This is a genomic window from Streptomyces sp. NPDC096105 (assembly GCF_044763335.1).
Classification (GTDB): domain Bacteria; phylum Actinomycetota; class Actinomycetes; order Streptomycetales; family Streptomycetaceae; genus Streptomyces.
Map to the genome: position 1 here is coordinate 75,631 of NZ_JBIWGC010000020.1, position 14,805 is coordinate 90,435.

General features: G+C 72.5%; 10 protein-coding genes and 1 pseudogene. 8 read left to right on the forward strand and 3 right to left on the reverse strand.

The features are described 5' to 3' along the window. Positions 1 to 35 precede the first annotated feature (35 nt). The 5 genes from ACIQ8B_RS26215 (at position 36) to ACIQ8B_RS26235 (ending at position 6,798) form a co-directional block, all read left to right on the forward strand. On the forward strand, positions 36 to 794 hold the full coding sequence (locus ACIQ8B_RS26215) for an NUDIX domain-containing protein (protein WP_106412098.1): 759 nt from the start codon (positions 36 to 38) through the stop codon (positions 792 to 794). 104 nt (positions 795 to 898) lie between these two features. Beyond that, on the forward strand, positions 899 to 2,782 hold the full coding sequence (locus tag ACIQ8B_RS26220) for an ATP-binding cassette domain-containing protein (protein ID WP_403550098.1): 1,884 nt from the start codon (positions 899 to 901) through the stop codon (positions 2,780 to 2,782). A 163-nt stretch (positions 2,783 to 2,945) separates the two neighbouring features. Then, complete coding sequence (locus tag ACIQ8B_RS26225) at positions 2,946 to 3,827, forward strand: FadR/GntR family transcriptional regulator (RefSeq protein WP_403550100.1); 882 nt, start codon at positions 2,946 to 2,948, stop codon at positions 3,825 to 3,827. Between the two features lie 430 nt (positions 3,828 to 4,257). Next, complete coding sequence (locus tag ACIQ8B_RS26230) at positions 4,258 to 5,787, forward strand: RNA polymerase sigma factor (RefSeq protein WP_403550102.1); 1,530 nt, start codon at positions 4,258 to 4,260, stop codon at positions 5,785 to 5,787. A gap of 168 nt (positions 5,788 to 5,955) precedes the next feature. Continuing rightward, the gene (locus tag ACIQ8B_RS26235; RefSeq protein ID WP_403550104.1) at positions 5,956 to 6,798 is read left to right on the forward strand and encodes a S1 family peptidase; all 843 of its coding nucleotides are present in this window, start codon (positions 5,956 to 5,958) and stop codon (positions 6,796 to 6,798) included. A 539-nt stretch (positions 6,799 to 7,337) separates the two neighbouring features. On the opposite strand, the gene ACIQ8B_RS26240 is transcribed toward ACIQ8B_RS26235, so the two are convergent. Beyond that, on the reverse strand, positions 7,338 to 7,565 hold the full coding sequence (locus tag ACIQ8B_RS26240) for a hypothetical protein (RefSeq protein WP_048456232.1): 228 nt from the start codon (positions 7,563 to 7,565) through the stop codon (positions 7,338 to 7,340). 437 nt (positions 7,566 to 8,002) lie between these two features. Here ACIQ8B_RS26240 and ACIQ8B_RS26245 point away from each other — a divergent pair, with 437 nt between their 5' ends. The 3 genes from ACIQ8B_RS26245 (at position 8,003) to ACIQ8B_RS26255 (ending at position 12,335) form a co-directional block, all read left to right on the forward strand. Beyond that, positions 8,003 to 10,129 (forward strand): type IIA DNA topoisomerase subunit B, encoded by a 2,127-nt coding sequence (locus tag ACIQ8B_RS26245; RefSeq protein ID WP_403550106.1) that lies wholly within the window; start codon positions 8,003 to 8,005, stop codon positions 10,127 to 10,129. Between the two features lie 155 nt (positions 10,130 to 10,284). After that, complete coding sequence (locus ACIQ8B_RS26250; RefSeq protein ID WP_365419638.1) at positions 10,285 to 10,746, forward strand: DUF485 domain-containing protein; 462 nt, start codon at positions 10,285 to 10,287, stop codon at positions 10,744 to 10,746. Next, positions 10,743 to 12,335 (forward strand): cation acetate symporter, encoded by a 1,593-nt coding sequence (locus tag ACIQ8B_RS26255; RefSeq protein WP_403550108.1) that lies wholly within the window; start codon positions 10,743 to 10,745, stop codon positions 12,333 to 12,335. Before ACIQ8B_RS26250 ends, ACIQ8B_RS26255 begins: the two co-directional genes overlap by 4 nt. Positions 12,336 to 12,421: 86 nt before the next feature. Here ACIQ8B_RS26255 and ACIQ8B_RS26260 read toward each other — a convergent pair. Both ACIQ8B_RS26260 and ACIQ8B_RS26265 read right to left on the reverse strand, forming a co-directional pair. Next, positions 12,422 to 13,079, reverse strand: a pseudogene (locus ACIQ8B_RS26260) (response regulator). Continuing rightward, entirely contained in the window at positions 13,076 to 14,749 is a 1,674-nt protein-coding gene (locus tag ACIQ8B_RS26265; protein ID WP_403550110.1) for an ATP-binding protein, read from the reverse strand. Before ACIQ8B_RS26265 ends, ACIQ8B_RS26260 begins: the two are co-directional and overlap by 4 nt. Positions 14,750 to 14,805: the final 56 nt, after the last annotated feature.

Below are 14,805 nucleotides of genomic sequence, written 5' to 3' on the forward strand. Positions count from 1 at the left end.
GTGTTTATCGTCAGGGAGACGACTATGATCGCCGCATGTCCTACGACCCGTCAGCCTTCCCGCCTTTCGCCGTCACCGTGGACCTGGTCGTGCTCACCGTGCGACGTCACGCTCTGTGTGCGCTGGCGGTGCGCAGGGGTGAGCCCCCGTTCCAGGGGCGCTGGGCACTCCCCGGCGGCTTCGTCCGGGCCGACGAGGATCTGGCGCAGGCGGCGGCGCGGGAGCTGGCCGAGGAGACGGGACTGCGGGTGCACGATCCGTCCGTCCCCGCCCAGGACCACGGCGCCCACCTCGAGCAGCTGGCCACGTACGGCGACCCCGAACGTGACCCCCGCATGCGGGTCGTGAGCGTCGCCCACCTCGCGCTCGCTCCCGACCTGCCGGCGCCACGGGCGGGCGGCGACGCCAGCAACGCGCGCTGGGCCCCGGTGGACGAGCTGCTGCGACAGGGCGGTTACGGCAGGGAAGGCGAGCCGGTGGCGCCGCTCGCGTTCGACCATGCCCAGATCCTCTGGGACGGGGTGGAACGCGCCCGCTCCAAGATCGAGTACTCGTCGCTCGCGACGGCGTTCTGCCCGCCGGAGTTCACCGTCGGAGAGCTGCGCCGGGTCTACGAGGCGGTCTGGGGCGTGGCGCTCGACCCGCGCAACTTCCACCGCAAGGTGACGGGCACCCCGGGCTTCCTGGTCCCCACCGGCGGCACCACCACCCGGCAGGGCGGCCGCCCCGCCCAGCTCTTCCGGGCCGGCGGCGCCACCCTGCTCAACCCGCCCATGCTGCGCCCCGAGGTCTGACGGGGAAGGCCGGTCACGGGACGCGTGTCCCCGGACCGTCTCCCTCGGTGCAACGGGCCCTGTGGTGCCCGAAAAACCCGATATGGCGCGCTATCTTGCATCGGGTGATCCAGGCCATCGGACTGACCAGCACCCCTCGCAAAGAGCACCCGCCCGCCGTCGACGACGTCTCCTTCGAGGCGCACGCGGGCCGCGTCACCGCGTTGCTCGGAGCGCCGGGCGCGGGCAAGACGACGGTGTTGAGGCTCATGCTCGAGATCCAACGCGGGCGCGGGATCACCTACTTCAGAGGCCGCCCCCTGCACCGCATCCCGCACCCCGCCCACGAGGTCGGGGTCCTGCTGGGGGACGTGCCGGGGCACCCCGCCCGCTCGGTCCGCGGACACCTCCGCATGCTCTGCGCGGCCTCGGGCGTCCCGGTCCGGCGCGCCGACGAAGTGCTCGAAGCGGTGGGCCTGGTGAGCCTGCGCGACGAACGGCTCGGCACCCTGTCACGCGGCATGGACCGTCGCCTGGGCCTGGCCTGCGCCCTCCTGCCGGACCCGCACACGCTCGTGCTCGACGACCCCGCGCGAGGGCTCGCGGCCGGAGAGAGACGCTGGCTGTACGACATGTTGCGGGAACACGCGGCACAGGGCGGGACGGTGCTGTGCAGCACGGCCGACCCCAAGGAGGCGGCGCGGTTCGCCGACCACGTGGTCACGTTGGACGGCGGACGGCTCGTCGCCGACCAGCGGGCCGCCGACTTCGCCCGTACCCGTCTGCGCCCCCGCGTCGCCGTCCGCAGCCCGCACGCGGCCCGCCTGTCCGCGCTGCTCGCACAGCAGGCCCGCTCGACCCGGAAGTCCGTCGAGGTCGTACGGGAGGGCGGCAACCGCCTGTGCGTCTACGGAAGCACCTGCGCCGAGGTGGGGGAGACGGCGTTCCGGCACGGCATCGTCGTGCACCAATTGGCCGACGAGATCGGCGACATGGGTCCGGGCGCCGGTACGGACACACAACCCCCGCAGACAGCCGCGTCCGGGACCCCGGCAGCGACCGGCTCCGAGCCCGAACCCGCGGCTCCCGCGCACGAGACCGCTCCCGACCCGTCAACCCCGCCCGAGCCGCCCCGGGACGCACCCGACGATGACGCCCCCACGGCAGCACCCCCGTCACGCCCCGGCACCCCGCGCCCCACCTCGGCCACCCTCCCACCCCCCGTCCTCGTCCGGCCCGCCCCCACTCCCCTGCGGCCCGTCCGCTACGAGATCCGGCGGGCCACCGGTGTGGCCACGGGCTACGTCGTAGCGGCCTGCGTGCTCGCCGTCTCGGCGCTCACCGCCGTGCTGCTGGCCCGTATCGGTCACACCCCGCAGCCACGGCTGCTGGCCGCCTGGCCCGTGGAGTTGCCGCTGCCGCCCGCCGCGCTCGGGGCGGGGCTGCTCGGTGCGCTGGCGTTCGGCGACGAGTTCCGCCACCCCGCGCTCGCGGCGGACCGCGGCACGGTCCCCCGGAGGCTCGGTCTGCTGACCGCCAAGCTCCTCGTCGCCTCGCTCACCGCGCTGGCGCTGGCCGTGCTGACCGTGGGATGCAACGCCGAACTGCTCCATCTCGTCTACGGGAGCGAACTCGTCGCGGTGCCGGCGGACTGGCCCGCTCTCACCGCCGGGTGGCTCGCCCTGGTCACGGGCTGTGCCTGGGCCGGGGTGCTGGCCGCGGGCGTCTTCCGGTCCGCCACCGCCGGGCTCGCCGCGGTCGTCGCCGTGCCCCTCCTCGTCGTACCCGCCGTGCACACGATCACGGACGGCCCGTCGGTGCGCGGTCCGGAGCCGTTCGCCGGGCGGGTGCGCGACGGACTGCCGCTGCGGTGGCCCTTCGGGGGCGAGCAGCACCTGGAGGCGGTGCTGCGGCTGGTCGTCCAACCGGTGGGCGGGGCCATGGCGTTGTCGGTGCTGGCACTCCTGTGCGCGTACGCGTTCACCGGCCTGCGCAGCCGAGTCCGATGACGACTGAGTGTGCACATCTCAGTCTCTTTTTGATCACAACTCTCCCTGAAAAGCTCGTCTCTTTCCGATAAGGCGTCAATTGCGACGAGGTGGGCGATCACCCTTTCGTGTGCTTTTCACCAAAGACCTCAAGGGAGTTGGAGCCGACGCCGACAAAGGATGCGTGAGTACCCTTGCGCACACCATGATGACCACCGCCCGCTCCGCCGACTCCGGCCTCGCGACCCCGGGCGAACTCGACCGCTACCCCTACGCGGAGGCGCCCGGCTCCGAGCGGGGCCCTGTGTGGGAAGGCGCGGATCCGGAGCTGGGCCGTACGGTCCGGCGGACCGCGGGCAGCCGCGGACGCGGGCTGCACGGACAGCTCGTCCAGCAGCTGGGACAGATGATCGTTTCCGGTGACCTGGGTGCCGACCGCCCGCTGGTGCCCGAGGAGATCGGTCAGCGTTTCGAGGTGTCCCGCACCGTCGTCCGCGAGTCGCTCCGCGTCCTGGAGGCCAAGGGCCTGGTCAGCGCCCGGCCGAACGTGGGCACGCGGGTGCGCCCGGTCAGCGACTGGAATCTCCTGGATCCGGACATCATCGAGTGGCGGGCCTACGGACCGCAGCGTGACGACCAGCGCCGGGAGCTGAGCGAGCTGCGCTGGACGATCGAGCCGCTCGCCGCGCGCCTGGCGGCCGGGCACGGCCGGGAGGACGTCCAGCAGCGCCTGACCGACATGGTGGAGATCATGGGGCACGCCCTCGGGCAGGGCGACGCGCTGACCTTCGCCCGGGCCGACGCCGAGTTCCACTCGCTGCTCATCCAGGTCGCCGGCAACCGCATGCTGGAGCACCTGTCCGGGATCGTGGGCGCCGCGCTCCAGGTGTCGGGCGGCCCGGTCACCGGCTGTGAGCGGCCGACCGAGACCTCGCTGGCCCACCACGCCCGGATCGTCGACGCCCTCGCCGGCGGCGACGGCCCCGCGGCCGAGGCGGCCATGCGGCAGCTTCTCACGGTCCACCCCGAGGTGGAGCGCGTGGTGCCCGCGCCGCGCGAGCACTGACCGCGTCACCCCGACGGCGCGGTCCGGCCTGCCATCCCTCTCCTGTGGCAGCGCCGCATCCGTGAGCCGTCACCCGTCGGACCCTGCGGAACCGTCGACGGTTCCGCAGGGTCCGACGGTACGAAAGACTCACCAAAGCCCTCCGGGGAGACGACCTCCTTACCCCCGGTGCACGCTTCTGTCCTCATCTGCCAGGTTTTGACCGGTTACGGGGTGTGACTCGGGCCACGCGGGATGGGCGTAACGCTCCTGGGAAGAACGCGATGACCTAAGAGGTGACAGCCGCGGAGGGAATACGGACGCCGTTCACGGCGCTGTGAACCTTCCCGGCCCCCGCCCGCGCCGTCGGCCCATCCCCAAGCCGGCGGTCGGCCCCTGTCCCCTGTGGACGGGGCCGGAAGCCGTTTTCCAACGTTCCGAGAGGTTGTTCGTGTCGGCCAGCACATCCCGTACGCTCCCGCCGGAGATCGCCGAGTCCGTCTCTGTCATGGCGCTCATCGAGCGGGGAAAGGCTGAGGGGCAGATCGCCGGCGATGACGTGCGTCGGGCCTTCGAAGCTGACCAGATTCCGGCCACTCAGTGGAAGAACGTACTGCGCAGCCTCAACCAGATCCTCGAGGAAGAGGGTGTGACGCTGATGGTCAGTGCCGCAGAGCCCAAGCGCACCCGCAAGAGCGTCGCAGCGAAGAGTCCCGCCAAGCGCACCGCCACCAAGGCCGTAGCGGCCAAGACGGCGACCCCGCGGAAGGCCGCCGCCGCGCCCGCGGCCCCGGCCGCCGACGCAGCCGCCGAGGAGGAGGCGGCGCCCGCCAAGAAGGCAGCCGCCAAGAAGACCACCGTCAAGAAGACGGCGGCGAAGAAGACCACGGCCAAGAAGACCGCCGCCAAGAAGACCACGGCCAAGAAGGACGACGCCGAACTGGTCGACGAGGAGGTCCTCGAGGAGACCAAGGCCGCGGCGGACGAGCCCGAGGGCGCCGAGAACGCCGGCTTCGTGCTCTCCGACGAGGACGAGGACGACGCGCCGGCCCAGCAGGTCGCCGCCGCCGGCGCCACCGCCGACCCGGTCAAGGACTACCTCAAGCAGATCGGCAAGGTCCCCCTGCTCAACGCCGAGCAGGAGGTCGAGCTGGCCAAGCGCATCGAGGCGGGCCTGTTCGCCGAGGACAAGCTGGCGAACTCCGACAAGCTGGCGCCCAAGCTCAAGCGCGAGCTGGAGATCATCGCGGAGGACGGCCGCCGGGCCAAGAACCACCTGCTGGAGGCCAACCTCCGGCTGGTCGTCTCCCTGGCCAAGCGCTACACCGGCCGCGGCATGCTCTTCCTGGACCTCATCCAGGAGGGCAACCTCGGTCTGATCCGCGCGGTCGAGAAGTTCGACTACACCAAGGGCTACAAGTTCTCCACGTACGCCACCTGGTGGATCCGTCAGGCGATCACCCGCGCCATGGCCGACCAGGCCCGCACCATCCGCATCCCGGTGCACATGGTCGAGGTCATCAACAAGCTCGCGCGCGTGCAGCGCCAGATGCTCCAGGACCTGGGCCGCGAGCCCACCCCGGAGGAGCTGGCCAAGGAGCTCGACATGACCCCGGAGAAGGTCATCGAGGTCCAGAAGTACGGCCGCGAGCCCATCTCCCTGCACACCCCGCTGGGCGAGGACGGCGACAGCGAGTTCGGTGACCTCATCGAGGACTCCGAGGCCGTCGTCCCGGCCGACGCCGTCAGCTTCACGCTGCTGCAGGAGCAGCTGCACTCCGTGCTCGACACCTTGTCGGAGCGCGAGGCGGGCGTCGTCTCGATGCGGTTCGGTCTCACCGACGGTCAGCCGAAGACCCTCGACGAGATCGGCAAGGTGTACGGCGTCACGCGTGAGCGCATCCGCCAGATCGAGTCCAAGACCATGTCGAAGCTGCGCCACCCGTCGCGTTCGCAGGTGCTGCGCGACTACCTCGACTAGACCGGTCGCCCCGGCACGGCGACCCGTCGTGCGCCGCCGTCCGTGAAAGCCCGGCCCCCGCTCCAGGGGGCCGGGCTTTCACGTTGCCGCGCCTGCCGCGCGGGTGCGGGCGCGGAGCGCTTCCCTCACTGTGGGTTGCCGAGGAACACCCCAGTGTGAGGAGTGTGCATGCGACGTCGACTTGCCAGGGCCCTGGCCCGGCCACTGGCCCTCGCGGCCGCCGGAACCGTCATACCGCTGGCCTCGGCCGCTCCGGTGGCCGCCGACAGCGTCGTCGTCGGTGGCTTCCCCGTCGATGTGTCACAGAGCCCGTACACCGTGGCCCTCTCCAGCCGTGACCGGTTCGGCGGTACGCGAGCGGGGCAGTTCTGCGGGGGTGTGGCGGTCGGGCGGACCACCGTGCTCACCGCCGCCCACTGCATGGACCCGGAGGTGCTCGGCGCCACACCGGAGCGGGTGCCCGACCTCAGGGTGATAGCGGGGCGCACCGAGCTGCTCTCGGAGAGCGGTCAGGAGGTCGCCGTACGGAGGGTCTGGGTGAACCCGCGCTACGACGGCGTCACCAACTCCGGCGACTTCGCCGTGCTCAGCCTGGCCGAGCCGCTCCCCGCGGCCTCGGTCATAGGCATGGCCGGGGCGGGCGACCCGGCCTACCGCGCGGGCACGACCGCCACGGTCTACGGCTGGGGGGACACCACGGGCTCCGGCGGCTACGCCGGCAGCCTCCACGCGGCGCGGGTACGGGTGCAGCCCGACGCGCTGTGCGAGAAGGCCTACCCGGGGGGCTCCCACGGCGCCTACCGCGCCGAGACGATGCTGTGCGCGGGTGAGATCGCCGGGGGCCGGGACGCCTGTCAGGGAGACAGCGGGGGGCCGCTGGTCGCCCAGGGACGGCTCATAGGCCTGGTCTCCTGGGGCGCGGGCTGCGGCTGGGCGGGCAGCCCAGGGGTGTACACCCGCATCTCGGACGTCCTCCGCACACTGGGGTGGCCTGCGGCCTCGCACGGCTGAGACCCCACAGGGCCGAGCAGGGCGGCTGTGGCGGCTTGAAAGGGCCGGGCCCGCCAGCCCCCAGTGGAACCGGTGCGGGGAGCGTGAGCAGCGATCACGGGGCCCTGAGCCTCATCGCGCCGGTACGGGTCCGACGCACCGGGCGCCTGGAGTCGGAGCCCGAGGGACACGCGCCCGAGAGGGGCGCGGCAGTTCCCGGCGTCTTCTGCGGCGCGAGCTGCCGGCCAGGCTCCGAGGGGGCGCAGCGCGTCCCGGCGCCTCGCTGCGGCGCGACCTGCCGGTCGGGCCCAGCACGGCTGCTCCGGCGCCCCGCCCTGCCGGTCAGGTCACCTGGGGGCTTCAGACGGTGCCCCACCGCATCACGGGCGCGTCCGCCCATCCGAGCCGCCGCACACGCGCCCGCGTCGGGCACCCGTGCCGCGCCCGCCCAGTGGCCGCGCGCCCGTGTACGCGCAGACGGGCGGCGTCCTCCGCGAGGGAGGACGCCGCCCGTTCGCCGGCCTGTGCCGGGCTGGCTGCTCGTCGTCGGACGCGAAGTGTCAGCGCTCCTCGTCAGGAGTGGCCTTCGGAGCGGTCAGCCGCTCCGTCTCGTCCTGTATCTCAGCGGCGATCTTCTTGAGTTCCGGCTCGAACTTGCGACCGTGGTGGGCGCAGAAGAGCAGTTCTCCACCGCTCAGCAGGACGACGCGCAGGTAAGCCTGGGCGCCGCAGCGGTCGCAGCGATCGGCGGCCGTCAGCGGGCTCGCGGGGGTCAGAACAGTAGTCACGTCGCCTCTTCTCTAGCTCGACGAGCTGTCGTACCAGGGTCAACATCCAACCAGCCCCAAAACGTTCCCGCTCGAGGCTTTTCCTCAAAAAAATCTTCGAGGCGGCCGGCTGTTGCCGGTTGGCGGCGAATGTGCCGTAGTGCGTGTCTCTGTGTCGTACGGATTCGCGTTGTATCGGTGGTCGGCCCTCCCGGCTGGGTTGCCGGTTGTTCATGAGGACGTGCCCGGAGCCTAAATGGTTCATGCCTCGATGGGAACGTGATGTGTGCTTCACTCCATCGAGGGATCGAACGCTTATGCGACTCTCGACTAGGGTGGACCGGGACGAGGGTGGCGTGACAACGGCTCTACCAGGCCTCGGTACCCTCTCACCGGTGACCCAAGCCGCGCCCTTACCCACGAGGGCCCCATCTGAAATTCAGCGAGGAGCGAACCGCGTGACCGCCGAGACGTCCGTGCCGTCGTCCACAGCGCTGCTGGCAGGAGCAGACCGGGACGGTTCCAACTACACCGCGCGGCACCTGCTCGTCCTCGAGGGGCTCGAGGCCGTGCGCAAGCGCCCCGGCATGTACATCGGGTCCACGGACAGCCGTGGCCTGATGCACTGCCTCTGGGAGATCATCGACAACGCCGTGGACGAGTCCCTCGGCGGCTACTGCGACCACATCGAGGTCGTGCTCCATGACGACGGCTCGGTGGAGGTCAAGGACAACGGCCGCGGCATCCCGGTCGACGTCGAGCCCAAGACCGGCCTCTCCGGTGTCGAGGTCGTCATGACCAAGCTGCACGCCGGCGGAAAGTTCGGCGGCGGCTCCTACGCGGCCTCCGGCGGTCTGCACGGCGTCGGCGCCTCCGTGGTCAACGCGCTCTCCGCGCGGCTCGACGTGGAGGTGGACCGCGGGGGCCACACCCACGCGATCAGCTTCCGGCGCGGCGTCCCCGGCGTCTTCTCCGCCCTGGGCCCGGACGCGAAGTTCGAGCCCAGGAGCGGGCTGCGCAAGACCAAAAAGATCCCCAAGACCCGCAGCGGCACCCGGGTGCGCTACTGGGCCGACCGCCAGATCTTCCTCAAGGACGCCAAGCTCGCCCTGGACACCCTGCACCAGCGCGCCCGGCAGACCGCGTTCCTGGTGCCCGGCCTGACCATCGTCGTCCGCGACGAGTACGGGCTCGGCGAGGGCGGCAGCAAGGGCGAGGAGTCCTTCCGCTTCGACGGCGGGATCAGCGAGTTCTGCGAGTTCCTGGCCTCCGACAGGCCCGTGTGCGACACCCTCCGCCTCAGTGGCCAGGGCACCTTCAAGGAGACCGTCCCCGTCCTGGACGACCGCGGTCAGATGACGCCCACCGAGGTCACCCGCGAGCTCGGCGTGGACATCGCGCTGCGCTGGGGGACCGGCTACGACACGACGGTGCGGTCGTTCGTCAACATCATCGCCACCCCCAAGGGCGGCACCCACGTCGCGGGCTTCGAGCAGGCCGTCGCCAAGACGATGAACGAGGTCCTGCGGGCCAAGAAGATGCTGCGCGTCGCCGAGGACGACATCGTCAAGGACGACGCCCTCGAGGGCCTGACCGCGGTGGTCACGGTCCGCCTTGCGGAGCCCCAGTTCGAAGGGCAGACCAAGGAGGTGCTCGGCACCTCCGCGGCCCGCCGCATCGTGAACAACGTGGTGGCCAAGGAGCTCAAGGCGTTCCTGACCTCCACCAAGCGGGACGCCGCCCAGCAGGCACGCGTGGTGATGGAGAAGGCGGTGGCCGCGGCCCGGACCCGTATCGCCGCCCGCCAGCACAAGGACGCGCAGCGCCGCAAGACGGCCCTGGAGTCCTCCTCGCTGCCCGCCAAGCTCGCCGACTGCCGCAGCGACGACGTCGACCGCAGCGAGCTGTTCATCGTCGAGGGCGACTCGGCGCTCGGCACGGCGAAGCTCGCCCGGAACTCCGAGTTCCAGGCGCTGCTGCCGATCCGCGGCAAGATCCTCAACGTGCAGAAGTCGTCCGTCACGGACATGCTCAAGAACGCCGAGTGCGGCGCGATCATCCAGGTCATAGGAGCCGGGTCCGGCCGGACCTTCGACATCGACGCGGCGCGCTACGGCAAGATCATCATGATGACCGACGCCGATGTGGACGGCTCCCACATCCGCACGCTGCTCCTGACCCTGTTCCACCGCTACATGCGGCCCATGGTCGAGGCCGGCCGGGTCTTCGCCGCGGTGCCGCCGCTGCACCGGATCGAGATCGTCCAGCCCAGGAAGGGCCAGGACAAGTACGTGTACACGTACTCGGACCGGGAGCTGCGGGACAAGCTCATGGAGCTGCAGAGCAAGGGCGTCCGGTACAAGGACTCGATCCAGCGCTACAAGGGCCTCGGCGAGATGGACGCCGACCAGCTGGCCGAGACCACGATGGACCCGCGCCACCGCACCCTGCGCCGGATCAACCTCACCGACCTCGAGGCCGCCGAGCAGGTCTTCGACCTCCTCATGGGCAACGACGTCGCCCCGCGCAAGGAGTTCATCTCCAGCTCCGCGGCCACGCTGGACCGCTCCCGCATCGACGCCTAGGAGTACGTGCGCGGAGGGGCGCCGACCGCCGGGAACCGCCGGCGGGACGGCGCCCCCAGCCGTCCTCACGGGTGCCTGCACGCTCCAGTCACCTGATGGGGTGAAGCGGGACAGGAAGAAGGCCAGGGAACTTCCCGGTCTGTCCATCCTGGGGCATGCAGCGAAGCAATGCGGGGGACGTGACCTACGACGATCCCTGGTACGACGCCCTGGCCTCGGGCTGGGGCGAAGCGGCCGCGGCGACGGCACTCCCGCCGGCCCGGCCCGAGCCGGACGCCGTGCCCGCGGCGGCCGACATCTACCTCGAGGTGCAGCGCAGCGCGGCCTTCCAGGAAGTGCGCCGTCGCCACCGGCGCTTCGTGATCCCCGGGGCCGCCGCCTTCCTCGTCTGGTACGTCGCGTACGTCGTCACCGCCACCACCGTCCCCGGGCTGATGGCGCGCCCCGTCGCGGGCGCGGTGAACGTCGGGATGCTCGCGGGGCTCGGCCAGTTCCTCACCACCTTCCTGCTCACCTGGGCCTACGTCCGCCACGCGCGGCTGCGGCGCGACCGCGCGGCGCTGGAACTGCGCTGGGACACCCAGGAGATGGCGCGGGGCAGAGGCGGGGCGTCATGACGACCGACCACCGGACCACCGCCCTGCTGCTGTTCAGCGCGTTCGTCGCCGTCACGCTGATCATCACCACCTGGGTGAGCCGCCGCCGCCAGGGCTCCGCCGAGGAGTTCTACGCGGGCAACCGCCTCTTCTCACCGATGGAAAATGGTTTTGCCATCGCGGGCGACTACTTGTCGGCCGCCTCCTTCCTCGGCGTCTCCGGGCTCATCGCCCTCGTCGGCTACGACGGGATGCTCTACTCGGTGGGCTTCCTCGTGGCCTGGCTGGTCGTGCTGTTCCTGGTCGCCGAACTGGTGCGCAACTGCGGGCGGTTCACGCTCGCCGACGTGGTCGCCGCCCGTATGCGGGAGCGGCCGGTGCGCATCGCGGCCGGCGCCTCGTCCGTCGCCGTCTCCGTGCTGTACCTGGTGGCGCAGATGGTCGGCGCGGGCAGCCTCGTCGCGCTGCTGCTCGGCGGCACCGGCGAGGCCGTGCAGGCGTGGACGGTGGTCGGCGTCGGCGCGCTCATGGTGATCTACGTGTCGCTCGGCGGCATGCGCGCCACCACGTGGATCCAGATCGTGAAGGCGGTCCTGCTGCTCGGCGGCACCGTCACCCTGACCGTCCTCGTCCTGCTGCGCTTCCACGGGGACGTCGGCCGCCTGCTGCACACCGCCGCCGAACGCAGCGGCCACGGCGACGCGTTCCTCGCCCCCGGCCTCGCCTACGGCGGCGACTGGACCGCCCGCTTCGACTTCATCAGCCTCGGACTCGCCCTGGTCCTGGGCACGGCGGGCCTGCCGCACATCCTGTCCCGTTTCTACACCGTCCCCACCGCACGGGCCGCCCGGCGGTCCGTGGTCTGGGCGATCGGACTCATCGGCGGCTTCTACCTGATGATCATCGTGCTCGGCTTCGGCGCCGCCGCGCTCATCGGACCGGACGCGGTGCGCGCCTCGCACGCGTCGGGCAACACGGCGGTCCCGCTGCTCGCGCTCGACCTCGGCGGCGGCGCCGGCACCACGGGCGGCACGGTCCTCTTCGCGGTCGTCGCCGCGGTCGCCTTCGCCACGATCCTCGCCGTGGTCGCCGGGATCACGCTCGCCTCCTCGGCCTCCGTCGCCCACGACCTGTACGCCTCCCTGCGCCGCCCGGGCGGCAAGCAGCGCAGCGAGGTCGCCGTCGCGCGCGTCGCCGCGGCCGGCATCGGCGTCGTCGCGATCGCCCTGGGCCTGCTGGCCCGCGACCTCAACGTCGCGTTCCTGGTGGGCCTCGCCTTCGCCGTCGCCGCGTCCGCGAACCTGCCCGTGCTGCTCTACTCGCTGTTCTGGCGCGGCTTCACCACCCGCGGCGCCGTGTGGTCCGTCTACGGCGGCCTGATCCCGGCGGTGGTGCTGGTGCTGCTGTCCCCGGTGGTGTCCGGCAGCCCCGACTCCCTCTTCCCCGGCGCCGACTTCCAGCTCTTCCCGCTGCAGAACCCGGGACTGGTCTCCATCCCGCTGGGCTTCCTCGCCGGCTGGCTCGGCACGGTCGCCTCCGCCGAAACCCCTGACGAAGCCCGCCACGCCGAGGCCGAGGTGCGCTCGCTGACAGGCGCGGGCGCGGCCTGAGTGAGGGACGTCCGGCCGCCCAGAGACGTACGGTGCCGGCATCCGTACGAGGAGGGGACACGGTTCCCTCCCCCGCGGGCCGTGCCTCAGGCGCGGGCCGCCCACACGTGACGGTGTTCCGGGCGGCCCGCGCCCCCGTGCCGCAGGGCCGGCGTGGCCCGTCCCTGTGCTCCAGGAGCCTCAGACAGCGCTGTGCGGGTCTGCCGGCTCACCCTCCCGTCCGCCCGGCGACCTCCTGCGCCGACAGCGGTCCCTCGGCAGTCGTCGGCGCCCGCCGTACGAGGTCCGCCGTGGTGGGGGAGTGCCCCTTGGAGCTGTGGACCGGCCGATTCCGACAGCGCGCCGAAGTCGCGGTCCACCTCCGCCTGCTCCGCCTCGCCGTCGCCGTCCAGGGTGCGGCGCAGCCGCGCGGCCCGGCGAAGGCGAACGGCCTGACCAGGAACCGCCGCGCGTCGAGCCGCATCGCCGCCTGGGCCGTCGTCACGTCCCGGGCCGCCGTCACCATGATCACATCCGCTCGGCGGCCGCGCCGCCGCATCTCCCGGAGGAGGTCCAGCCCCGTCTCGTCGGGCAGATGGCGGTCCATGAGGACGAGATCCACCCGGGAAGCGTCCGCACGCGCCCCAGCGCCTCGGCAGCGCTGTGCGCCGGAGACACGGCACGGAAGCCGGGCACCCTGTCGACGCAGGCCGCGTCGACCCGCCCCACGCGGACGTCGTCGTCCACGACCAGCACCACGATCACCGCGCTCCCTCGGGACCCGTGGGCAGTGCCGGGGCACCCGCGGGGGCGGCCGGCGGCTCCGGCTCGGCCAGCGCCTCCGGCAGGACGACGGTGAACTCGGCGCCCCCGCCCGGCGCCTCGCCCACGCGCGCGTCGCCTCCCTGCCGGTGCGCGAGCCGGCGTACCAGCGACAGCCCGATGCCGCGCTCGCGATGGCCGGGCGGCTCCTTGGTGGACCAGCCCTCGGCGAAGACCAGCTCCCGCTGTCCGGGCGGCACGCCGGGGCCGGTGTCCCGCACCACGAGCACCGCCGTACGGCCCTCGGCGCGCAACTCGACCTCCACGCGCGCGTCGGACGTGCCCGCGACGGCGTCCAGGGCGTTGTCCACCAGGTTCCCCACGACGGTCACCAGCCCGCGAGGGTCGACCAGCCGGTCCGGCAGCCGGGACCGGTCCGACAGCCGCAGCGCCGCCCCGCGCTCGGCCGCCACCGTCGCCTTGCCCACCAGCAGCGCCGCCAGCAACGGGTCCCGGATCCTCTCCGTGACCTGCTCCGACGTGGCCCGGTGGTCGCCCACCACGTCGCCGACGAACTCCACCGCGTCCTCGTACATCTCCAGCTCCAGCAGACCCAGCAGGGTGTGCATGCGGTTCGCGTGCTCGTGGTCCTGGGCGCGCAGCGCGTCGATCAGCCCGCGCGTGGAGTCGAGCTCCCGGCCCAGCCGGTCCAGCTCGGTCCGGTCGCGCAGGGTGGCCACGGCGCCGCCGTCGTCGGTCGGCATACGGTTCGCGACCAGCACCCGCCGCCCGCGGACGGTGAGCAGATCGGCGCCGCTCACCCGCCCCGCCAGCACGTCGGCGGTCCGGCCCGGGCCCAGCGACGCGTCGGGCGAGCGGCCGACGGCCTCCTCGCCGATGCCCAGCAGCCGCTGCGCCTCGTCGTTCAGCAGCCGGATGCGCCCGTCGCGGTCCAGGGCCACGACGCCCTCCCGGATGCCGTGCAGCATCGCCTCGCGCTCCGCGAGCAGCGCGGCGATGTCGGAGAAGGCCAGGTCACGCGTCTGCCGCTGCACCCGCCGGGAGATCAGCCAGGCCGCCAGCGCGCCCACCGCGAGGGCGCCGCCCGCGTACGCGAGGAGCCCCGGAACGGCGTGGACCAGCCGCGCGCGGACGCTGTCGTAGGCGATGCCGACCGAGACCGCGCCGACGACCTGCCCGTCCGCGTCCCGCAACGGGACCTTGCCCCGAGCGGTACGCCCCAGGGTGCCCTCGTCGATCTCCATGACCTCGCGGCCGGCCAGCGCCGCACCGGGGTCGGTCGACACCACTCCGCCGATCCGCTCCGGATCGGTGTGCGACCAGCGCACGCCCCGCCGGTCCAGCACCACCACGTACTCCGCGCCGGTGGCCCGCCGGATCCGCTCCGCCCCCCGCTGCACCGGCCCGTCGGGCGTGGGCTCCGTGGCGCGCAGGTCCTCGGCCGTCTGCGGCTGCTGCGCCGTGGTCTGCGCGATCGCGAGGGCGCGGCGCATCGCCTGGTCGTCCAGCTGCTCACCGAGCGGTGCGAGGAACAGGCCGGTCGCCAGCACCGCGACGCCGGCGGCGATCGCCACCTGCATCAACAGGACCTGGGAGAACACCCGCCGCGGCAGGCCGAGGCGCAGACGGCGAGCGGAAGCTGTGGGGGGCATGCCCCGACGGTACGCGGGGGAGACGGGGGCGCCGTAGGGGTGTGACGGGCTTCCCC